The 21,589-nt window shown below is 32.5% G+C and carries 24 protein-coding genes and 1 riboswitch; of the genes, 12 read left to right on the forward strand and 12 right to left on the reverse strand.

What is annotated here, in order from left to right; genetic code table 11:
- Positions 1-400 precede the first annotated feature (400 nt).
- Positions 401-1,933: a glucose-specific PTS transporter subunit IIBC gene (gene ptsG, locus ACWJJT_RS15195; RefSeq protein WP_462955291.1), complete on the forward strand. Its 1,533-nt coding sequence runs from the start codon at positions 401-403 to the stop codon at positions 1,931-1,933.
- A gap of 381 nt (positions 1,934-2,314) precedes the next feature.
- On the opposite strand, the gene ACWJJT_RS15200 is transcribed toward ptsG, so the two are convergent.
- A complete protein-coding gene (locus ACWJJT_RS15200; RefSeq protein ID WP_462955292.1) occupies positions 2,315-2,899 on the reverse strand; it encodes a phosphatase PAP2 family protein in 585 nt (194 codons plus the stop codon).
- Positions 2,900-3,279: 380 nt separating this feature from the next.
- Here ACWJJT_RS15200 and megL point away from each other — a divergent pair, with 380 nt between their 5' ends.
- The gene (gene megL, locus ACWJJT_RS15205) at positions 3,280-4,485 is read left to right on the forward strand and encodes a methionine gamma-lyase (RefSeq protein WP_462955293.1); all 1,206 of its coding nucleotides are present in this window, start codon (positions 3,280-3,282) and stop codon (positions 4,483-4,485) included.
- 484 nt (positions 4,486-4,969) lie between these two features.
- On the opposite strand, the gene ACWJJT_RS15210 is transcribed toward megL, so the two are convergent.
- Genes ACWJJT_RS15210 through ACWJJT_RS15220 form a run of 3 tightly spaced genes read right to left on the reverse strand, consistent with a single transcriptional unit; the run spans position 4,970 to position 7,216 of the window.
- Positions 4,970-5,710 carry an amino acid ABC transporter ATP-binding protein gene (locus ACWJJT_RS15210; RefSeq protein ID WP_462955294.1) on the reverse strand — a complete coding sequence of 247 codons (741 nt, stop codon included), beginning with the start codon at positions 5,708-5,710 and terminating at the stop codon, positions 4,970-4,972.
- A gap of 33 nt (positions 5,711-5,743) precedes the next feature.
- Positions 5,744-6,385, reverse strand: coding sequence for an amino acid ABC transporter permease (locus tag ACWJJT_RS15215; protein ID WP_462955295.1), 642 nt, complete (start codon positions 6,383-6,385; stop codon positions 5,744-5,746).
- A 33-nt stretch (positions 6,386-6,418) separates the two neighbouring features.
- Positions 6,419-7,216: an amino acid ABC transporter substrate-binding protein gene (locus ACWJJT_RS15220; protein ID WP_462955296.1), complete on the reverse strand. Its 798-nt coding sequence runs from the start codon at positions 7,214-7,216 to the stop codon at positions 6,419-6,421.
- Between the two features lie 213 nt (positions 7,217-7,429).
- Between ACWJJT_RS15220 and ACWJJT_RS15225 the strand changes: the two genes are divergently transcribed.
- From ACWJJT_RS15225 to ACWJJT_RS15250, 6 genes are all read left to right on the forward strand, one after another.
- Entirely contained in the window at positions 7,430-7,564 is a 135-nt protein-coding gene (locus ACWJJT_RS15225) for a hypothetical protein (RefSeq protein ID WP_258280636.1), read from the forward strand.
- Between the two features lie 105 nt (positions 7,565-7,669).
- A riboswitch (FMN riboswitch) is annotated at positions 7,670-7,783 on the forward strand.
- Positions 7,784-8,076: 293 nt separating this feature from the next.
- On the forward strand, positions 8,077-9,183 hold the full coding sequence (ribD, locus tag ACWJJT_RS15230; RefSeq protein ID WP_462955297.1) for a bifunctional diaminohydroxyphosphoribosylaminopyrimidine deaminase/5-amino-6-(5-phosphoribosylamino)uracil reductase RibD: 1,107 nt from the start codon (positions 8,077-8,079) through the stop codon (positions 9,181-9,183).
- Positions 9,168-9,818: a riboflavin synthase gene (locus ACWJJT_RS15235; protein ID WP_462955298.1), complete on the forward strand. Its 651-nt coding sequence runs from the start codon at positions 9,168-9,170 to the stop codon at positions 9,816-9,818. Before ribD ends, ACWJJT_RS15235 begins: the two co-directional genes overlap by 16 nt.
- An 84-nt stretch (positions 9,819-9,902) precedes the next feature.
- Positions 9,903-11,111 carry a bifunctional 3,4-dihydroxy-2-butanone-4-phosphate synthase/GTP cyclohydrolase II gene (locus ACWJJT_RS15240; protein WP_462955299.1) on the forward strand — a complete coding sequence of 403 codons (1,209 nt, stop codon included), beginning with the start codon at positions 9,903-9,905 and terminating at the stop codon, positions 11,109-11,111.
- Between the two features lie 55 nt (positions 11,112-11,166).
- Positions 11,167-11,628 (forward strand): 6,7-dimethyl-8-ribityllumazine synthase, encoded by a 462-nt coding sequence (ribH, locus tag ACWJJT_RS15245; RefSeq protein WP_165411689.1) that lies wholly within the window; start codon positions 11,167-11,169, stop codon positions 11,626-11,628.
- A gap of 285 nt (positions 11,629-11,913) precedes the next feature.
- Positions 11,914-12,219, forward strand: coding sequence for a hypothetical protein (locus tag ACWJJT_RS15250; protein ID WP_462955300.1), 306 nt, complete (start codon positions 11,914-11,916; stop codon positions 12,217-12,219).
- 56 nt (positions 12,220-12,275) lie between these two features.
- On the opposite strand, the gene ACWJJT_RS15255 is transcribed toward ACWJJT_RS15250, so the two are convergent.
- Together ACWJJT_RS15255 and ACWJJT_RS15260 are read right to left on the reverse strand one after the other, a co-directional pair.
- Positions 12,276-13,022, reverse strand: coding sequence for an HAD-IB family hydrolase (locus ACWJJT_RS15255; RefSeq protein ID WP_462955301.1), 747 nt, complete (start codon positions 13,020-13,022; stop codon positions 12,276-12,278).
- A gap of 37 nt (positions 13,023-13,059) precedes the next feature.
- Positions 13,060-13,641 carry a 5-formyltetrahydrofolate cyclo-ligase gene (locus ACWJJT_RS15260; protein ID WP_462955302.1) on the reverse strand — a complete coding sequence of 194 codons (582 nt, stop codon included), beginning with the start codon at positions 13,639-13,641 and terminating at the stop codon, positions 13,060-13,062.
- Between the two features lie 271 nt (positions 13,642-13,912).
- Here ACWJJT_RS15260 and ACWJJT_RS15265 point away from each other — a divergent pair, with 271 nt between their 5' ends.
- The 4 genes from ACWJJT_RS15265 (at position 13,913) to ACWJJT_RS15280 (ending at position 16,175) form a co-directional block, all read left to right on the forward strand.
- Positions 13,913-14,119, forward strand: coding sequence for a hypothetical protein (locus ACWJJT_RS15265; protein WP_462955303.1), 207 nt, complete (start codon positions 13,913-13,915; stop codon positions 14,117-14,119).
- 229 nt (positions 14,120-14,348) lie between these two features.
- Positions 14,349-15,278 (forward strand): FAD:protein FMN transferase, encoded by a 930-nt coding sequence (locus ACWJJT_RS15270; protein WP_462955304.1) that lies wholly within the window; start codon positions 14,349-14,351, stop codon positions 15,276-15,278.
- The gene (locus ACWJJT_RS15275; RefSeq protein WP_165411695.1) at positions 15,262-15,648 is read left to right on the forward strand and encodes a NusG domain II-containing protein; all 387 of its coding nucleotides are present in this window, start codon (positions 15,262-15,264) and stop codon (positions 15,646-15,648) included. The genes ACWJJT_RS15270 and ACWJJT_RS15275 overlap by 17 nt, the downstream gene beginning before the upstream one ends.
- A gap of 23 nt (positions 15,649-15,671) precedes the next feature.
- Positions 15,672-16,175 carry a Gx transporter family protein gene (locus ACWJJT_RS15280; RefSeq protein ID WP_216302045.1) on the forward strand — a complete coding sequence of 168 codons (504 nt, stop codon included), beginning with the start codon at positions 15,672-15,674 and terminating at the stop codon, positions 16,173-16,175.
- Positions 16,176-16,293: 118 nt separating this feature from the next.
- On the opposite strand, the gene ACWJJT_RS15285 is transcribed toward ACWJJT_RS15280, so the two are convergent.
- From ACWJJT_RS15285 to rsxC, 6 genes are read right to left on the reverse strand one after another with little or no spacing between them, the layout of a single operon-like run.
- Positions 16,294-17,112 carry an RnfABCDGE type electron transport complex subunit B gene (locus ACWJJT_RS15285; protein WP_462956795.1) on the reverse strand — a complete coding sequence of 273 codons (819 nt, stop codon included), beginning with the start codon at positions 17,110-17,112 and terminating at the stop codon, positions 16,294-16,296.
- A gap of 6 nt (positions 17,113-17,118) precedes the next feature.
- Positions 17,119-17,706 (reverse strand): electron transport complex subunit RsxA, encoded by a 588-nt coding sequence (gene rsxA / locus ACWJJT_RS15290; RefSeq protein ID WP_216301991.1) that lies wholly within the window; start codon positions 17,704-17,706, stop codon positions 17,119-17,121.
- Between the two features lie 25 nt (positions 17,707-17,731).
- Positions 17,732-18,424: an RnfABCDGE type electron transport complex subunit E gene (locus ACWJJT_RS15295; protein WP_216301992.1), complete on the reverse strand. Its 693-nt coding sequence runs from the start codon at positions 18,422-18,424 to the stop codon at positions 17,732-17,734.
- On the reverse strand, positions 18,424-18,990 hold the full coding sequence (locus tag ACWJJT_RS15300) for an RnfABCDGE type electron transport complex subunit G (RefSeq protein WP_462955305.1): 567 nt from the start codon (positions 18,988-18,990) through the stop codon (positions 18,424-18,426). The genes ACWJJT_RS15295 and ACWJJT_RS15300 overlap by 1 nt, the downstream gene beginning before the upstream one ends.
- Positions 18,991-19,911, reverse strand: coding sequence for an RnfABCDGE type electron transport complex subunit D (locus ACWJJT_RS15305; RefSeq protein WP_216301993.1), 921 nt, complete (start codon positions 19,909-19,911; stop codon positions 18,991-18,993). It lies immediately after the preceding gene.
- A 15-nt stretch (positions 19,912-19,926) separates the two neighbouring features.
- On the reverse strand, positions 19,927-21,249 hold the full coding sequence (gene rsxC / locus ACWJJT_RS15310) for an electron transport complex subunit RsxC (RefSeq protein ID WP_462955306.1): 1,323 nt from the start codon (positions 21,247-21,249) through the stop codon (positions 19,927-19,929).
- Positions 21,250-21,589 lie beyond the last annotated feature (340 nt).

Below are 21,589 nucleotides of genomic sequence, written 5' to 3' on the forward strand. Positions count from 1 at the left end.
AACTAAAGATGTAATTGCAAAAAATAAGTTAACAAAATGATTTATCACTTTGTTAGCTTATTTTTAGTTTATATAAAATTGTTGTAACTTGATCAGAGGACATTAAAGGACAGTAAAAGCTTATTTTTTCATTAAAATATTAAAAAATGTTGAAAAATGTTGAAAAAATTAATAATGCATGATATCATGTATATATAAGGTAGAATGAGTGTGAATCATCATGTAAAAGTTTACACTGAAAACTAATTTAATAATTAAAATTGCGTGTTACTGATACAATCAGGCATGAGCAAAAGTTGTTATAATATTATAGCTACATTTAGGTGAAGCTATAATATTATAACGACTTTGCTCATGTTTTTTGTTTTTGCTACATGCCACAAAAGAAAGGGGAATATAAATGAAAAAAGCTTTTGGTGTTTTACAAAAGGTAGGAAAAGCTTTAATGCTACCAGTAGCGCTATTACCAGCTGCAGGGTTACTGCTTGGATTTGGTAATATGTTTCAAAGTGAACAATTTTTAGTAAATGCTCCGATATTTAATGCTGGTTGGTTCCAATTAGTAGCTAAAATTATGGAACAGTCTGGCGATGTTATTTTTGGTAATCTTGCATTATTATTTGCAGTAGGGGTTGCAGTAGGTCTAGCCGAGGGTGAAGGAGTTGCAGGACTTGCAGCAATAGTTGGGTTCTTAATAATGAACAAAACTTTAGGTATTGTTGCTGGTGTTACTCCAGAATTAATAGGTAGAGCACATCCAGAGTTTGCAAGCGTATTAGGAATTCCATCACTTTCAACAGGCGTATTTGGCGGTATTATAATAGGTATTGTAGCTGCACAATTATATAAAAAATATTACAACATTGAGTTACCTTCTTATCTCGGATTCTTTGCAGGTAAGAGATTTGTACCTATAGCTACAGCAGTAGCTGCAATTGGAATAGGTATTGCAATGAGTTTTGTATGGCCTCCAATTCAACATGGTTTAAATGTTTTCTCAAAAAGTATGATTGAGGCGAATCCAACAGCAGCAGCGTTAATATTCGGAGTAATAGAAAGATCATTAATTCCATTTGGATTACATCACATTTTCTATAACCCATTTTGGTATCAATTTGGTGAGTATATTAACAAAGCTGGTCAAGTAGTTAACGGAGATCAAGCTATTTTTATGGCTCAGTTAAAAGATGGAGTATCATTTACAGCAGGTACATTTATGGCCGGTAAATTCCCATTTATGATGTTTGGGCTTCCAGCAGCAGCACTTGCAATGATTCATGAAGCAAAACCTGAAAAGAAGGTATTTGTAACTGGTATTATGGTGTCTGCGGCTTTAACTTCTTTCCTAACAGGTATTACAGAACCAATTGAATTCTCATTCTTATTCGTAGCACCAATATTGTTCGGAATCCACTGTGTATTTGCAGGATTATCATTTATGACAATGCAGCTTTTAAATGTTAAAATAGGAATGACATTTTCAGGTGGACTTATAGATTACTTGCTATTTGGTGTAGTTCCAAATAGAACAGCTTGGTGGTTAGTAATCCCAGTAGGATTAGTATTAGCAGCACTTTACTACTTCGGATTCCGTTTTGCTATAAGAAAATGGAATCTTAAAACTCCAGGTCGTGAAGTAGATGAAGAAGAAAAAGCAAGTACTACAAAAACTAATCTTAATGGTCAAGAACATGCAATATTAGTATTAAAAGCATTAGGTGGAAAAGAAAATATAACAAATTTAGATGCTTGCATTACTCGCTTACGTGTAAGTGTTGTAGATGCTAAAAATGTTGATAAGGCAGAACTTAAGAAATTAGGAGCTGCGGGAGTTCTTGAAGTTGGTGACAGCATTCAAGCAATATTTGGACCAAGAGCAGAGCATATAAAAACAGAGGTTAAAGAGGTTATAGCTAAGGGTTTAGATAAATAATATTATAACTTTAATTAAAAATAAATTTTAACATAAAAAACATTGGATAAGTAATATACATTATCTAATGTTTTTTTATGCTTGTTATGAACTGTATTGCTTTTTAGTGTTTATTAATAGATAACATATTAATATTAAGGCTAGTATCATTAAGCTCAAATTAATGGCAAATATAGTTTTATTATAGATTAAGAATTCACCAATAAATATTGAATATAAAACCACATATGAGATCCATGCACTAGAGCCTGCGAGAATACTAATTTAAAGATTTCTATTTATAAAAAATATGGGAAAGTTATACAGAATAATAAAAAATATTTAAAGGTAAAGCCCTAATTATTCAATTATGAATAATTAGGGCTTTATAGTATAGTAAAACTAATTAGATTTTGGTTTATGTTTAAAAATATTAAGTTTAATAGTGAAATGTTTATCTAAATACTCGTTTAGGCCTTTGTTCATACAAAACCTATAAGCTGCAAGACTAATGAAAGACCATAGTATAGCGATAAACCATCCACCAAGCACATCTGTTGGATAGTGAACACCCACATAAACCCTACTAACTCCTACAAGAATTAAATATGCGAATATAAAACAGCTAAGTAGATAGGCAACTTTTTTATTCTTCATTCGATTAAGTATAAAGTAAATAAGAACAATACCAATAGCTGTAGAAATCGAAGAATGGCCGCTAGGAAAACTATAGCCATCAGCTTCAACTAATCTTACTCCCATGGGTCTAGATCGTTGTACAGTGTTTTTAAGCATCAAATTGGTAAAGCCAGTAATTCCAATATTAAATACACAGCAAATGGCTTCCAATTTATTGTTCCAAAGATATAATATAATAAAAACCAATAGGGTTATTAAAATCTGTAATTCAGGGTCAGAAGATTTTGAAACAGCAATATAAAATTGATTCCATCCCAAATTCATAGAAGTTGCTAAATAATAAAGCATGTTAATTTAATCATCCTTTCTATATTACATTGAACATTAATATTCATTCGATAGTTAATGTATAAAATTCCAATTAAGTCATAAGCATCAGCTAATATTATATCAAAATCTACAATTAAAAGCTACATTTATATTATTTGTTAACACAGGAGTAAGATATTATTCATATTTTACAACTCAATTGTAAATCTAAAAGCAACCTGTTCTATTTACAATTGAGGTACTGTTGGATTTATGCTTTTTAGTATAATTCAGTTATGTTTATGTTGGCTATAGTAAAAATTTAACATAATAATTAAAAGAATATTTTAGTAATAAATAGCAGGATAGTTGCTTATATATTTATAAAGCAAGAAAAAATTATATTAGGGGGAATTGTAATGGATAGAGAACATTTACGTAATAGTGGATTTGCAACTAAAGCTATACATGGAGGAAATAAGAAGGATCAATATGGTGCATTGGCTACTCCAATACATCAAACAGCTACTTTTGTTTTTGATTCAGCACAGCAAGGTGGAAATAGATTTGCAGGAACGGAAGATGGCTATATTTATACAAGACTTGGGAACCCTACTAATACTGTTTTAGAAGAAAAATTGGCCATGCTTGAAGGTGGAGAAGCGTGTATGTCTATGGCATCAGGAATAGGAGCTATATCTTCAACTATGTGGACAGCATTAAAGGCTGGAGATCATATAGTTGCAGCACAAACGCTTTATGGCTGTACTCATGCATTTTTGGCTCATGGTATTTCTAGATATGGTGTTGAAGTTACTTTTGTTGATGTTTCAAATCCAGAAAATGTTAGAAATGCTATGAAAGAAAATACAAAAGTTATTTTCTTAGAAACACCTGCAAATCCAACATTGCTTATAACAGATATTGAGGAAATATCAAAGATTGCCCACGCACAAGAAAATTGTATGGTTATAGTGGATAATACATTTAGCACTCCATACATACAAAGACCATTAGAAATAGGTGCAGACGTTGTGGTACACTCTGGAACTAAATTTATAAATGGGCATGGTGACGTAATTTCTGGTTTTGCTGTTGGATCTAAAGAATTTATTGACGGAGTTAGATTATTTGGTGTAAAGGATATGACTGGAGCTAGTTTAAGTCCTTTTGATGCATTTTTGATTATAAGAGGAATGAAAACACTAGAAATAAGAATGGAAAGACATTGCAAAAATGCAATGGCTGTAGCTGAATTTTTAGAAGCCCATCCAGCAGTAGAAAACGTATATTACCCAGGACTTAAAAGTTTTCCTCAATATGAATTAGCAAAAAAACAAATGGATCTGCCAGGCGGGATTATTGCTTTTGTAATAAAGGGTGGAATTGAAGAAGGTAAAAAGGTTATAAATTCCACTAAGCTTTGTAGTATAGCTGTTAGTTTAGGAGATGCTGAAACTTTAATTGAACATCCTGCTTCAATGACTCATTCGCCATATTCACCAGAAGAAAGATTAGAAGCTGGTATAAGTGACGGTTTAATAAGATTGGCAGTAGGCCTTGAAAATGTTGAGGATATTATTGCAGATTTAGACCAAGCCCTTAATTTAATTATTAAATGTTAAGTAGCATAATAAATAAGTGAATGTAGGAATTATTATCTAGAGTGTTAACATGTAGATAATAATTCCTGTTTTTTATTTTCTATTATCTGTTATTGTTAATCCATTCCATATAACATCAGTATCTTCATTTCTATCTTATATTAATTAAACCCTCTAATCATGCTTATATCGGATATTTTGATTGGGTGTTTTTGTTTGTTATTGTGGTTATTAATTTCCTTAAATGTTGATTTTCTTGAAGTTAGGGGGCCATAAAAATTTATTATTCCCCAAGATGCCAAAAATTTATTGTATTTAGATTTAATTGAAATTGTGATCAGTAATGCTCCTTTTTATATATTAATTCTAAATATTATATAATACATGTTAGAAAAATGTGATTTAATAATTAATTGGTTTGTGAATTAAGACATAGAAGCCATGGAAAAAGTGTCATTCCTATAGTTGATTTTTTTATAATTTTTATAAAGGTCTGATTTCATAGCTATGCAAGGTTTAAAAATTGTTTTACCCTGGCATGGTTAGAATTAAAAAATAGTAATTCAGGAGTGGAGTTCGCTAGTATTTCTCCATTTTCCATGAAAATAATTCTATCTGATATTTCTCTTGCAAATTGCATTTCATGGGTAACTACTATGAGTGATATTTTATCAATGGCAAGAGATTTAATGACCTTTAACACTTCGCTGACTAGTTCAGGGTCTAATGCAGAAGTTGGTTCATCAAAAAGAATTAATTCTGGATTCATTGCAAGACATCTAGCAATTGCAATTCTTTGCTTTTGTCCACCAGAGAGAGTACAAGGATAAGAATTTATTTTATCTAATAAATCCACTTTTAAAAGTAATTTTTCTGCAATGTCTATAGCATCTTTCTTATCTATATTATTTACTATAATAGGAGCTTCAATTATATTCTCAAGAACGGTTTTATGAGGGAATAAATTGAAGTTTTGAAAAACCATACCTATTTTTTTAGTAGCATTAACTGATTCAATATTATTAATTTTCTTTTTAGATTCTGCAATAGTTACGCCATTAAATTCAATGAGTCCATTATCCATATGCTCAAGACCACTTATGCACCTAAGCAGAGTGCTTTTCCCAGAGCCAGAAGGACCGATAATTGATATTACCTCGCCTTTTTTCAAACTTAAAGATACATTCTTTAAAACCTGGGTTTTATCATAACTTTTATTTATTTTACATATCTTGAGTAAATCCATAGTAGCACCATCCTTTATTTATCATATTGTTCTTTATTCGTAAATTGAATATTTTTTTTCAAGCTTTTTAAAAGCCAACACAATAAGAGAAGTAAAGATTAAATATATTATTGCGGCAATAAAAAAAGGAGCGATTGTAAAATCTCTAGTTACAATTTCCCTAGCAGCTCTTAGTAAATCTTGTAATCCAATTGCAGCTACTAAAGCGGTATCTTTTATTAGAGTAATCGCCTCATTACAAGTTGGTGGAATTATCCGTTTAAAGGCTTGGGGCAGTATTATTTTTGACATAGTTTGTCTATAATTCATGCCTAAGACTTTAGCGGCCTCGTATTGGCCTTTATCTATAGATTGAATACCGGATCTGAATATTTCTGTAAAATAAGCTCCGTAATTCAAAGAAAAGGTAAGAGCGGCTGCAGTAAAAGGAGAAAATTTAATGCCGATAATAGGTAACCCGAAATATGTAAAAAACAGTTGGAGAAGTAAGGGTGTTCCGCGAAATAACCAAGTATAGAGGTCCACAATCTTACTAAGTATTTTTAAATTTGAGACTTTGATTAGTGCGCCTATTATTCCAAGAGGCAAACAAAAGATTATTGTCGCAAAATACAATTCAATAGTAAAGAGGCTCCCTTTTAAAATATAAGTTGTAATGTCTATAAAATTAGCCAAATCTAACACTCCTTCAGAAAAAATTCATAATTATTATTTGATTATATCTTTGCCGAACCATTTCTTTGATATAGTATTGGCAGTTCCATCATTTTGTATTTCATCTAGTTGTTTATTTATTTCTGCAGTAAGGCTTGTATCAGTTTTTCTTATACCTACCCCATAATCTTCTACTCCTAGATTTTCATTAATAACTTTATAATCACCAGGTTTTTTACTAGCATAGTATCTTCCAACTACCTCATCCACTATAACAGCATCAATACGACCAGCGTTTAAATCGAGTAGCGCTTCTGTATTGTTTGAATATTTCTTGGCCTCCTTTAGTGAGTTAGTAAGTAGTGAATCTTTAGCAAGTGCAGCTTCACTGCTGCTACCCAGTTGCAGGCCTACAATTTTATCAGTTAAATCGCTTTTTTTAGAAATAGTTGACTTGTTCTTTACAATAATTATTTGCTTATTTTGAAGGTATACTTTAGAAAAAGCAATTTGTTCTTTTCTCTTATCTGTTATTGTTAATCCATTCCATATAGCATCAATATCTTTATTGTTTAGACTTAATATAATTCCGTCCCATTCTACTGGTTTAAAGGTTACTTTTACGCCCATTCGCTTGCCTACTTCTTTTGCCATATCAATGTCAAAGCCTACAATTTCACCACTTTTATCTCTAAATCCCATTGGTGGAAAGTTATCATCAAGACCAACTATTAGTTCTTTTTTGTCTTGTATATCTTTTAAAGAATTATCAGCTGTGGGGGTGTTTCCGCAGCCAGATAAAATAGCGGTTGAAAGTATCGCCACAATTAGTAAGTTAAATTTAATTTTCATTATTAACACTCCTTTATGAATTCTATAAATACAATATTACTTTATTACGTTAGTTATGTAAAGTGGTAAATTAAAGATTAATTAACTTATATATAAATATAAAATCATTACAAGATAAAAATTTATAAATTTTTTAGAATAGATGGGAAAATCATAGTAGTATAAATCTCTCTTCCAGTGGAAAATATAAATTAAGAAAGGGGAGTGTTTTAAATGAGTATAAAGCAGAAACTTACTAATGAGCAATTATCTTCAGTAGGAATTAAGAGAACTGATAATGACAAAGATATGCATACGAATGATGTAAATATTAAAAATAATGAAACAAGAAATAAAAAAAATAAATAAATCATCTAAAAGTGTTTATAGCTAATATTTTGATTAATTGTTTATATTTATAGGATTCGCTTGACATTAAAATAACAAAGTGGTATTCTTAAGTTGAAAATTTAATAGATCCTTCAGGGTAGGGTTAAATTCCCAACCGGCGGTATAGCCCGCGAGCCGAAAGGTAGATCTGGTTTAATTCCAGGGCCGACAGTAAAGTCTGGATGAGAGAAGGAGAATAATGATAAATATAGGAGATTTTCATTTATTAACTATGAAAGATAGTTAATACTGCTTTTATATTTTATTGTGAATATATTTAGTGAACAGCACCGATAGGTGATGATTTAACAGCACCGATAGGTGATGATTTGACTAGATATATAATTAGCTTATTAAGCCCTGAAAACTTTGTTTTCAGGGCTTTTATTATTTTAGCCACATATATGATTTTATTTGATCAAAGTTATGCATACTAAGAGAGAAATATTTATGAAGATTGGCACCAGAATTATAGAATTAGGGGTGATAAATTGGATAATTATTATATGAGAAGAGCACTTGAATTATCTAAAAAAGCAGTGGGGCTTGTAAATCCTAATCCATTGGTTGGTGCTGTTATTGTAAAAGATAATAGGATAATCGGTGAGGGGTATCATGAATATTTTGGTGGACCACATGCAGAAGTAAATGCTTTTAAAAATGCCAAAGAAAATGTAGAAGGCGCAACAATGTATGTAACTTTAGAGCCTTGCGCACACTATGGTAAAACGCCACCTTGCGCTGATGCTATAGTGCAAAATAAAATATCTAAAGTGGTAATTGGAATGATAGACCCTAACCCATTAGTTGCAGGGAAGGGAATAGAAATTCTAAGAAGTAGTGGCATAGAAGTAACTACGGGCATAATGGAAACTGAAATAAAGAAAACAAATGAAATATTTATAAAATACATAACTCACAAAAAACCATTTTGCATCATGAAAACTGCTATGACAATAGACGGAAAAATATCAACTTCTATTGGTGAGTCAAAGTGGATAAGTAATGAAAAATCTAGAGCGTATGTGCATGAATTAAGGCATATGGTAACTGGAATTATGGTGGGAATTGGAACTGTCCTAAGTGATGATCCAGAACTTACTACAAGAAGAGAAGGCATAATTAGCAAAAACCCAATAAGGATAATTATAGATAGCACAGCAAAAACACCAATAAATGCAAAGGTGTTAAAATGTGATGAAAAAACAAAAACTATTGTCGTTACTACAAAATTTGCAAAAGAGACTAAAATTGAAGCTATTAAACAAAAAGGTGCACAAGTTATTGTAACGCCAAGTAAAAATAACCGAGTGAATTTAAACTATTTAATGAGAGTACTAGGTGACATGGGGATAGATAGTATTTTGATTGAGGGTGGCAGTACTCTAAATTATGCTGCATTAGAAGAAGGCATCGTTGATAAGGTTATTAATTTTATTTCCCCGAAAATATTCGGTGGAACAACAGGTAAGACTCCAGTAGGAGGACAGGGAATAGAACATGTAAGTGATGCTATATTGCTTACGGATACTGAAGTAACTAGATTTAACGAGGACATTATGATAGAAGGGTACGTGAATAGATGTTTACAGGGTTAATTGAGGAAATTGGAGAAATAAAGTCTATAGAGAAAGGTGCGAGGTCTGCGAGAATTACCATAAAAGCTACAAAGGTTATATGTGGAATAAAGATTGGTGACAGTATTAGCACAAATGGAGTGTGCCTTACCGTAACAGAATTTTATAAAAATAGCTTCAGTGTAGATGTAATGGCGGAGACTATAAGAAGTAGTAATTTAGGGAAATTGAAATCTGGTTCTCATGTCAATTTGGAAAGGGCATTAATGGCTAGTGATAGGTTAGGAGGCCATATAGTAAGTGGACATATTGACGGAATAGGAACTATTGTAGATTTTTGCATCGAAGAAAATGCCACCTGGGTGTCTGTAGAAACTACAGTGGATATATTAAAGTATATTGTACATAAAGGATCGATAGCAATTGACGGTATTAGTTTAACTGTAGCATATGTTGATGAAAACATTTTCAAAGTATCAATTATACCTCATACAAGAGGTGAAACTACTCTAATTAGTAAAAAGGTAGGTGACGAGGTTAACCTTGAAAGTGATATGATGGCGAAGTATATTGAAAAACTGCTTAAATATGGTGAAGCTCCAGAAAAAAAGAAATCTATTGGTATGGATTTTCTCGAAAAAAATGGATTTGTATAAGCAATCAGTTGTAGATACAGCAAATAATATTACATCACCAAAAGTGATGATTACAGCACAGAGTGATAATTAAGGGGTGGAAAAATGTATAAATTTAATACTATTGAAGAAGCTTTAGAAGATATTAAAAATGGAAAAATGGTTGTTGTGGTAGATGATGAAGATAGGGAAAATGAAGGAGATTTAATTATAGCAGCCGAGAAAGCTACTCAGGAAAACATAAATTTTATGGCTAAGTATGCACGTGGACTTATATGCATGCCTATAGTTAAAGATAGATTAGATAAGTTAAATATAAATCAGATGGTGGTAAATAATACTGATGTGCATGGAACAGCATTTTCTGTTTCTATTGATGCTGTAACTACCACTACAGGAATATCAGCTGCAGAGAGGGCAACTACTATATTAAAGGTGATAGATTCGGAGGCTTCATCAAAAGATTTCAATAGACCAGGCCATGTATTTCCTCTAGCAGCAAGAGAGGGTGGCGTACTAAATAGGGGCGGTCATACAGAGGCTGCAGTTGATTTAGCAAGACTTGCAGGGTTATATCCTGCAGGTGTGATTTGTGAAATTATGAATGAAGATGGATCAATGGCTAGGGTGCCAGAGCTTATGGATTATGTGAAAAAACATGCTTTAAAAATGATTACCATAGTAGATTTAATTGCTTATAGGAGAAAAACTGAATGCCTTGTAGAAATGGTTACGGAGGCACAAATGCCAACTAGATATGGTGAATTTACTATCTATGGATTTGTTAATAAGATAAATGGAGAGCATCATGTAGCATTAGTTAAAGGTGATGTAAGAAGTAGTGAATCTGTACTTGTTAGGGTGCACTCTGAGTGTCTTACTGGAGATGCACTAGGATCTATGAGATGTGATTGTGGAGAACAATATGATGCGGCCATGAAAGCTATAGCAAAAGAGAAAAATGGGATTTTGCTTTATATGAGGCAGGAAGGACGTGGAATAGGGTTAATTAATAAGCTAAAGGCATACAATCTTCAAGATAAAGGAATGGATACCGCAGAAGCAAATTTAGCTTTAGGTTTCCCTGTAGACATGAGAGATTATGGCATTGGAGCTCAGATATTGGAACTATTAGGTGCTACAAAAATAAGACTCATGACTAACAATCCTAAAAAAATAACAGGAATTTCAGGCTATGGTATTGACATAGTTGATAGAGTGCCAATAGTTATGAATCACAATGAAAAAGATAAGCTTTATTTGCAAACTAAAAGAGAAAAAATGGGACATTTACTTGACTCTGAACAAGTATAAGTGTTAAGCACATTCAAGTAAACAACAAGATATTAAATTAATAGGAGGAATAGAAATGATAACGTATGAAGGTAAATTAATAGCAGAAGGTTTGAAATTTGGGATTATAGTAGCAAGATTTAATGAATTTATAGGTGGAAAATTATTATCGGGAGCACTAGATGGTTTAAAACGTCACGGAGTTACAGAAGAAAATGTTGAAATTGCATGGGTTCCTGGTGCATTTGAGATACCTCTAGTTGCAAAAAAGATGGCTAAGTCAGGTAAGTATGATGGTGTGATATGTTTAGGAGCAGTAATAAGAGGTGCTACATCTCATTATGAATATGTATCTGGTGAGGTAACTAAGGGAATTGCATCTGTATCACTTGAAACAGGAGTTCCAGTTATTTTTGGAATTCTTACTACTGAGAATATCGAGCAAGCTATTGAAAGAGCGGGTACAAAAGCAGGTAATAAAGGGTATGATGCTGCAGTAACTGCAATAGAAATGGCGAATTTATTAAAAGAAATTTAAAATAATAGAGCAAAAAATTTCTCCTGCGTGCATTGCAAACGAACTTAAAACTGGAAATTCGATTAAGAAATTCTAAATCAAATTTAATAGTTTATACGTTTCTTATTGCAAGTCACTTCGGATAAATACCATACTTAATATTAAGCTGATTTTTAAGTACTACTTTGGGTATTCAGTAGGGGTACATAACAATTATTAACTGTTCTGCACCCCTAGACTTTTTTCGCTTTCATGTATACTTATGATATACTATTCTTAAAGATAAGTAGAATGGGGGTAGTCCAAATGGGTATAGGCGATAGTGTATTTACTATTATATTTATTATGATGGGTGCATCGGCTGTTGTTTCTGGTTTGAATTTTGAGAAGAAGCAGGGGAAAAAATATAAGGGCGAAAATTTAGATGAATATATAAAACTAAATAAGCTTGTTTTAATTTCAATGGGAGGAATGATTCTAATTGGTACTTTCCTCGGACAAGGGTTACCTTTATTAAAAAATATAATAACAAATATAACAATTGGAAGTTTATTTCTCATATGGATTGTTTATTCGGTAGTATCCAAAAAGAAATTTTCAACCAAAAAATAATAAAGAGAATGGAAGGTTACGGACTTCCATTCTCTTTTTGATTTAAAGAAAAAATATTATATTTCAATGTGTTCTGGTCTTAGCTTGTAAACCACATCTTTTCTTTCTAGCATTATATTGATTTTTTCTTTTAAGTCATCATCGTCTAGAATTTTTAGGAGTAGTTCTTTAGTAGGGTTTATTACAGTAGGGTTACTAATTAACTTTAACATAGAGTAATCTCCAGAAGTATCTCCATAAGCATAACTTTGATCCAAATCAATATTATATTTACAAACAAAATGTTCTATGGCGGCCTGCTTACTAACACTATCCCACATAGGAACAATATCACCAGTGTAAATATTGTTTTCATTTAATTTATACTTTGTTCCTATATAATCATCAAACCCGTATTTTATAGACATTTCGCGTACAAGTTCTATTGGACTGCCTGATACAGTGATAATGATGTGACCCTGGCTCTTATGCCATTTAATTCTATCACGGGTGTAGGTATAAACCCTATCGCCTTTTTGCTTTATAGTTTGCCTAGCAATAAACTCAATTTGACACTTATGAAGTCCAATTATTGCCTCGGTATAAATATCAGCCATTTTAAGTAGGTAATTATCATAATTTCCTATTCGCTTATCCCATTTAACATAATAGGGTTTTACTTCTTTGTACCATTTATCATTTTCTATTATTTCGCTTTTAATTAATTTTTTGAATACCTCACTAATTAAACTATCTCTATAGAGAGTACCATCAATATCAAAGAAAGCAGCTATTCTTTTTTTCAAAGTGATCACCTCCAACATCGGTATAATATAATTATTTTAAGAAATTTATAATTAGCTATTCGGAAAATATTATTCTTTTTTCAGTGATTATGAAATCCAATGGCACATCATATTCACCAGTGGGCACTTTATCAACTATTTGATAGTCATAGGCTATGCCTATAGTAGGAGTAAGTTTCGTCTTTTTAGGTAAAAATCTATCATAATAACCAGCACCAAAACCTATCCTATTGCAATGTTTATCAAATACTACGCCGGGAACTATAATTAAATCTATATCCTCAATATCAACTTTATCGAACAAATCATGTTTTGGCTCCATAACTCCAATACTAGATTTATAAAGATCAGTAGTAAGATTATTTATTTTAAAAGGTATTATTTCTCGCTTAGATTGTATGCAATAGGGTGCAATTACTGTTTTACCGTTATCCAAACACCACTTGGCAAGAGGATATGTATCAACTTCTTTATTGAAACTTAGGTATAACATGATATTTTTGCAATTTATAAATTCAGGTAACTCCATAATTGTGCCTATAATTTTATTACTAAAATTACTTACATCTTGAATCTTCATACTTTTTCTTTGATGTAGCATATTTTTTCTTAAAGTATCTTTAAGATTATCTTCCATAAGTACCCTCCCCTAGAAATTATTTAAATATTATACTATAAAATTTAAATTAGTATAACATATGTTTATCATATATGCAATTTATAGAATTATATATAAGTTTATATTATTTTAGATAACCAATCTTAAGCAAAATAACACTTTCATAAGTCTCAAGTAATGCATTAATACATTAAAAATTATAAATTGGGAAGTCTATAATTATAATATTAAAGATGCAGGAGTATTAAAAACTACTAGGTATCTTTAAGAAATATAAGGAGGAATATTCATGGACAATTCAAAAATAAGAGAAGTTAATGGAATAGACCACGTTGGAGATGTGCCAAGTGCAAAGAAAGGAATCGTAGATTTTCTTTCAGGTGAGGACAGATATAAAGACTCTATCCCACAGGATAAACTTAATTCTTACAAAAAAGGTCGTGAAATAGCAGTAGAAATAGAGAATATTTTAAAAGGGGATCAAAGGGATTATTAGAATTAAATATTATTCAAAAATGGGTATAGAGCTTTAATTCTATACCTTTATTCTTTTAAATGCAGTATATATGCTATAATATATATTGTATTTAAAAACAATCTAGGGGTGGTGATGTACCATAAAAGGTTCACGTAAAACATGTCGTATACTGTTATTATTGTCTATTTCAATATTTTTAACATCTTGCAAAGCTAATTCAAAACTTGTTGAAAAAGAGACCTACCTAATGGGCACAATTGTTCAATTAAAGGTATATGGTGGAAACGCAGAAAAAGCAACCGAGAAAGCATTAAAGAGGGTAAGTGATGTAGAAGATAAAATGTCTGTTAATATTGAAACTTCTGAAATTACAAAATTAAATGCTAAATCTGGAATTTCAGGTGAGAAACTTAGCGCCGATACATATCACGTAATAAAAGAAGCTGTTAAATATGGTAAATTAACTGGAGGGGCTCTTGATGTAACTATAGAACCAATTGTAAAGCTATGGGGTATAGGTACTGACAAGGAGAGAGTTCCAACAAAAAATGAAATTGATGAAAAATTAAAGCTAGTTGATTATAATGATATTATTCTAGATGAAAAAAATTCAACTATCAAGTTAAGGCGAGCGAGCCAAGCTATAGATTTGGGCGCTATAGCAAAGGGATATACGGCTGATGAAATAAAGAAGGTTTTAATAGATAATAAGATTAGCAGTGCGCTTATAAATTTAGGTGGTAATGTTTATGCTGTAGGAAGTAAACCAGATGGAACTAGCTGGAATATAGGAATACAAAATCCATTAGATACGCGTGGAGAATACTTAGGAACTGTTAGTTTTACTGATAAATCCGTGGTTACATCAGGTAATTATGAGAGATATTTTATAAAGGATGGTGTGCGGTATCATCATATATTTGATCCTAAAACTGGGTATCCAGCAGATAAAGGTATCATAAGCACAACTATAGTATCGGATAAATCAATTGATGGAGATGCACTATCTACAAGTGCTTATATCATGGGACTTGAAAAAGGGATTAAATTGATAGAGTCTATTGAAGGTGTAGATGCTATTTTTGTTACCTCGGATAAAAAAATATATGTTACATCAGGCCTTAAAGATAGTTTTAACCTAACGAACAAGGAGTTTATTTATGAAAAAGGGCGATAAAATAGTTTTCATAATACTTTTAATTATTGTAGTAATATCTTTTAGTGTAGCTTTAATATACAAAATCGCAATCAAGGGGTCAGAAAATATTGCAGTTATTAAAAGCGCCGGTACAGTGATTAGAACTATTGATTTAAATAAGGTAAAAGAGCCACAAGAGTTTACTATAAAAACAAAAGATGGCCATTATAATACCATACTAGTTACTCATGATGGTGTTAAGGTAAAAGATTCTGATTGTGCACATAAAGAGTGTGTTAAAAGTGGAAGTATATCAGAGCCAGGTGGGATGATTGTATGTTTACCTAATAAACTTATGATTAGTATTGAAGGCGAAGCAAATAAAGGTATTGATGGTGGGACTTTTTAAATTAAAAAAATGTAGGTGAAAATATGGGAAAGACTAAAAGAATGGTTTTACTCAGTATGTTAGTTGCAATAGCATTAGTTATTTATTTAATTGAGGCTCAGATTCCAGTGCTATTTCCAGGAATAAAATTAGGGCTTGCTAATTCTATATCGTTAGTTGCATTAATATTACTAGGGTGGAAAGAAGCATTTTTAATAATGATTTTAAGAACCTTATTAGGTTCTATTTTTGGTGGAAGCATGTCAGCCTTTATGTTTAGCATTGCAGGCGGAGTGCTAAGTAATATAGTAATGGTATTGCTTTACAAGTATCTTAAGAATCACTTAAGTATACCTTCAATAAGTGTTTGTGGATCTGTTTTTCACAATGTAGGTCAGCTACTTGTGGCCGCTTTTATAATTAATGATTTAAGAATATATGTGTATTTACCGGTATTATTAATTTCAGCGATTGTTACAGGGTATTTTATTGGAATTCTATCTAGTATTTTAAAAAGTAGATTAGAAGAAATATTACCACTAAAATAGAAATCGTAGTCCATTTATCAAGTCAAAGGTTTCCAAGTTTGTAAAAAGGAATTGAAATGTTTTTCAGTAAATAAAAAAGATAAGCAGAAGGTTTAAAACCTTCTGCTTATCTTTTTCATTAATTACTTAAGTTTTCACGAGCTTTTAATGGTTTTGAAATAACCTTTGTAGGACACTTAGTTGCACATAGTCCACACTGTGTACATTTTTCAAAGTCTATTACAGGTAAGTTATTAACCATAACAATCGCTTTAGATGGGCAAACTCTCGCACACATTCCGCAAGCAATGCATCCAACACCGCAATTATCTTTTACTGTTTTACCCTTTGATTTTGAGTTACATTCAATAAGTACTTCTTGAGTAGCTGGAACTAATTCTATTAAATTCTTAGGGCATACTGCAATGCATGCGCCACAAGCTACACAATTATCCTTATATACTACAGCTACACCATCAATGACGTGAAGGGCATTGAACTCACAAGCTCTTACACAACTTGCAAAACCCAAACAACCATCAGCGCAAGCTTTAGGACCACCACCAGGAGCAATAACTGCTTGGCGGCAATCTTTGATTCCATCATACTCATATTTTTCTTTAGCAACCGTGCAAGTTCCTTTACATTTAACAAAGGCAACTTGTGGATTAGCGGTTTCAACGGATACGCCCATTATTTCCCCGATTTTTTCAGCGACAGAAGCTCCACCTACGCTGCATGCATTTAGGAGTGCACCGCCCTCAACTACAGCTGCAGCATAAGCATCACAACCAGCGAATCCACATGCACCACAATTTGCACTAGGCAATGCTTCTCTAACTAGTGGTATTTTAGGATCAACAGCTACGTAGAATTTCTTATTAGCATAACCAAGTACTATACCAAATACAAGGCCTATACCACCAATGCTTATTACTGGGTAAATTAAATTATTTATATCCATTTAAATACCCCCCAATTTTAAACCACTAAAGCCTAAAAATGCGATGGCCATGAGTCCGGCTGTAATTAATGAAATAGGTAGACCTCTAAAGGCTAGTGGCATATTATCATTCTCTTCCATTCTTTCTCTTAACCCTGAAAGAAGTACAATGGCAAGCATATAGCCAGCTGATGCTCCAAGGGCATTAACCATGGATTCTACTAGGTTGTATTTTTCACCTATGTTGATAACAGCCATACCAAGCACAGCACAATTAGTTGTTATTAATGGAAGAAATATTCCGAGCGCTTTATAGAGACTTGGCTGAGTTTTTTTGATAACCATCTCAACAAATTGCACGAGTGCTGCAATAACTAGCACGAATGATAGTGTTGATAAATAAGTTATGTTCAAAGGAACTAAAATCCAGTTATAGACTCCATAAGTCATGAATGAGGCTAAGAACATAACAAATACTACTGCTAGTCCCATACCTTTTGCAGTTTCGGTTTTTTTAGAAACTCCAAGAAAAGAACATACTCCAAGGAATTTAACTAATAAGAAGTTATTTACCAAAAATGCACTTATAAAAATTGAAAAAAGTCTCATTTCCATCCACCTTTCTTAAAAAAAATTATTTTTTGCAACTATGAGCACAAGACCCACATCCAGTACACGCGCCAGTCACTGGATCAATTTCATGAAAATGTGCAATTTTATCATTAACTTTATTTGTTTGATTAATTGCTTTTTGGTTTAATAGAGCCATTAAAATTCCTAGAGTAATAAAAGCTCCAGGTGCTAGAACCATAATTATAGCAGGTTGAAAAGAGGCTCCCAATAATTTAAATCCGTATATTGAACCAGCGCCTAGTAATTCCCTTATTGCACCCAGAATTGCTAAAGCTACTGTAAACCCAAGTCCCATTCCGATAGCATCAAAAATTGAAGGAAGTGCTTTGTGTTTTGAAGCATATGATTCAGCTCTTCCAAGAATTACACAGTTAACAACTATAAGTGGAATAAAAATTCCGAGTGACTTATATAGAGATGGAACAAAACCTTGCAATAAAAACTGAATTAATGTTACAAAAGCAGCTATTATTGTAATGTAAGCTGGTATACGAACCTTATCAGGTATTGCATTTCTTAATAATGATATAAAAAGATTAGAAAAAATCAACACTGCTGTAGATGCTAGTCCCATACCTATGCCGTTTTTTACACTTGTGGTAACAGCTAGGGTAGGGCACATAGCGAGAACTTGCACAAATATTGGATTTTCGGTTACAATACCATTTTTTAATCTTTCAGAAAATACGCTCATTATTTTTCAGCTCCTTTCAATGAAGAGTTGTAAAAATCAATAGCATCGCTAACACCAAGAGTTACAGCTTTTGATGTAATAGTTGCACCTGTAATAGCTTGTATTTGGTTGTCCTTTGAAGGAGCTACTTTTACAACTTCTAATTTTTCGTTTATAGGTTTATTCTTAAATTGATCTGAAAACTTAGGTTCTGGAGCATTAGCACCAAGACCAGGAGTTTCAGTGTGGGCTAAAATTTTAATCCCAGTAACTTTTCCCTCGTTTGATATTCCAACCATGATTTCTACTGGGCCAGCGTATCCTTTTGGAGCAACTTTTATAGCATAACCAGCTATTTCATTACCCTTTATGCCAGAGTTAACCTCAGAAATCTTTTCATTGATTTTCACGTCTGTCTTTTCAAATTTATCAGCTGTGGGTAATATTGCTTTCATAGCAGCTTGCTTATCAGCAGCAATCGAATTAGCAATAGGTGCTTTTGTTATTTCATAGGCACCGCCTAGTAAGAAGCCCGCAACTCCAGTAATTAAAAGTAAAATCAAACCTAATTTAATATTTTCTTTCAATTATTTCACCTCCCCAAAAATACGTGGAGCAGTAAACTTATCAATAAATGGAACAAATAAGCTCATTATTAATATAGAGTAGGATACTCCTTCAGCATAACCACCATATAAACGTATAATTGTGGTTAAAACTCCACATCCAAGTCCAAAGATAAGTTGTCCTTTTTTAGTCATTGGCGAAGTTGAATAATCAGTTGCCATAAAGAAAGCACCAATCATTAAGCCTCCAGCACAAATTTCATATAATGCATTTCCAGTCATTAAACCATCTCTACCTAATATAGCAGTTAAAACAAATACAGTACCAATAAATACTACTGGAGTATGCCAGCTTATTATTTTCCTATATAGTAGATAGGCTCCACCGATTAGTAATGCAAGTACAGAAGTTTCACCAATGCAACCACCGACATTACCAATAAAAACGTTCATTAGACTAGGTAAATTGTCACCACCAGTTTTAAGTATTCCAAGTGCCGTAGCAGCGGAAGTACCATCAACGGTAAAATTAGTCATGTGAACTGGCCAAGAAGCAAGTAAAAATGCTCTAGCGGCTAAAGCGGGGTTCATTACATTTTGTCCAATTCCACCAAAAAATTGTTTTACAATAATTATTGCGAAAAATCCTCCAATTGCAGGAAGCCAAAGCGGAACAGCAGCGGGCAAATTAAATGCAAGTAATAAACCAGTTACCACAGCACTAAGATCTCCTATTGTAATTTTTCTATGAGTTAGTTTCTGCCATAAAGCCTCTGCCGCAATACATGATAGCACAGATACCAATGTAACTAAAAATGCTTGCATTCCAAAAAAATATATGCCGGCAAAGGTAGCAGGTAGTAATGCTATTATTACGTCTCTCATTATGCCCTGCACAGAATCATTTGATTTTATGTGTGGGGATGAAGATACTGTATACATATAAGTCACCTCTATCTATTTTTTTCGTCTATTGATATTTACTGTTTGTTTACCTTCACGGCAAGTTTGAGTTAAATGACGTTTTGCTGGGCATACATAAGAGCAACAAGCACACTCAATGCAATCCATACCATGGTATTCTTCAAATTCATCGTACTTACCTCTTAAAACTAAAGAGTTAAGTTTTGTAGGGTTTAAAAACATAGGACAAGCGTTCATGCATTTTCCACATCTTATGCAGCTAGATTCTTGTTCTAATTTAGCTTGCTGTTTTGTTAAACAAAGTATCCCCGAGGTTCCTTTAATAACGGGAGTTTTTAATGAACTTAAAGCCATTCCCATCATAGGTCCACCGGATATTACTTTAACGGGGTCTTCTTTAAATCCACCAGCAGCCTCGATAACTTCTTCTATAGAAGTTCCAAATTTTACTCTTAAATTAAGTGGTTCTTTAACTGCTTCTCCGGTTACGGTTAGTACTCGCTCCATAAGTGGTCTACCGTTTACTACAGCGTTATATATCTCAAACACAGAATCAACATTTTGAACTATGCATCCAACGTCTGCAGGGAGCTTACCAGAAGGTAATTCTCTACCAGTAATTGCATAAATTAATTGTTTTTCTGCACCTTGAGGATATTTTGTAATAAGTGGAGTAACTTGTACATTATCCATGCTTTTGCAAGCTTTTTCCATAGCTTCAATTGCATCAGGCTTATTATCTTCTATTCCAACATATCCCTTTACACCAGGGAACATTTGAAGAATAATTTTTAAGCCGAGAGCTATTTCAGTGGATTTTTCCATCATCATTCTGTAATCGCAAGTTAAATATGGTTCACACTCTGCAGCATTTATTATAATGCTGTCGATAATTTTTCCCTCTGGAGGAGTAAGCTTAATATGTGTAGGAAAACATGCCCCACCCATACCTACTATACCAGCTTCTTTAATGATAGTTACGATTTCATTTTTTGATAGCTTTTCATAATCATTGTGAGGTGTCATAGTTGGCACTTCTTCATAAGTGTTATCGTTTTCGATAATGACAGACAATACCATTGTTCCATTGCTATGTAGCCACGGCGCTACGTCTTTTACAGTTCCAGATACGCTTGAATATATTGGCGCAGATACAAAAGCTTTGGATTCACCTATTTTTTGTCCCACCAATACCTTATCACCTTTTTTTACTAAAGGTTCGCAAGGTGCACCTATATGTTGTTGCATAGGAAATACTAAGTTGCCCTTTGGAAGCAAATCTTGAATTGCTTTGTGCATACTTAAGTCTTTACTACCACTCGGGTGAATACCTTTTTTAAAAGTCAAAAGTCCCATAATAAACCTCCTTGTAGTTCTCTGAGAGGCATAACAATTATCAATTGTTACCCTCTTTAGTGGTTTATAGTGTATATAACAATAATTAACTGTTATACTACTATAAAATTATAGCGAAGATTGTCAAAAATAAAAAAGTGTAAAAGCTTGATGCAGTTACAACTAAAATCCACTATACCATATATATTATACCTTTTGTATGTATAAAAGAATACCTTTTATGAAAAAAAACTTTTGTGAAAAAGTGAGATTATTCCAACAACTCCATTGGTATAAAATGTGATTTTAAGGAATATTGAATGAAAAATATAAGATTATTATGGTATACTTAATATGGATA

The sequence above is a fragment of the Clostridium sp. CM041 genome (assembly GCF_055081035.1).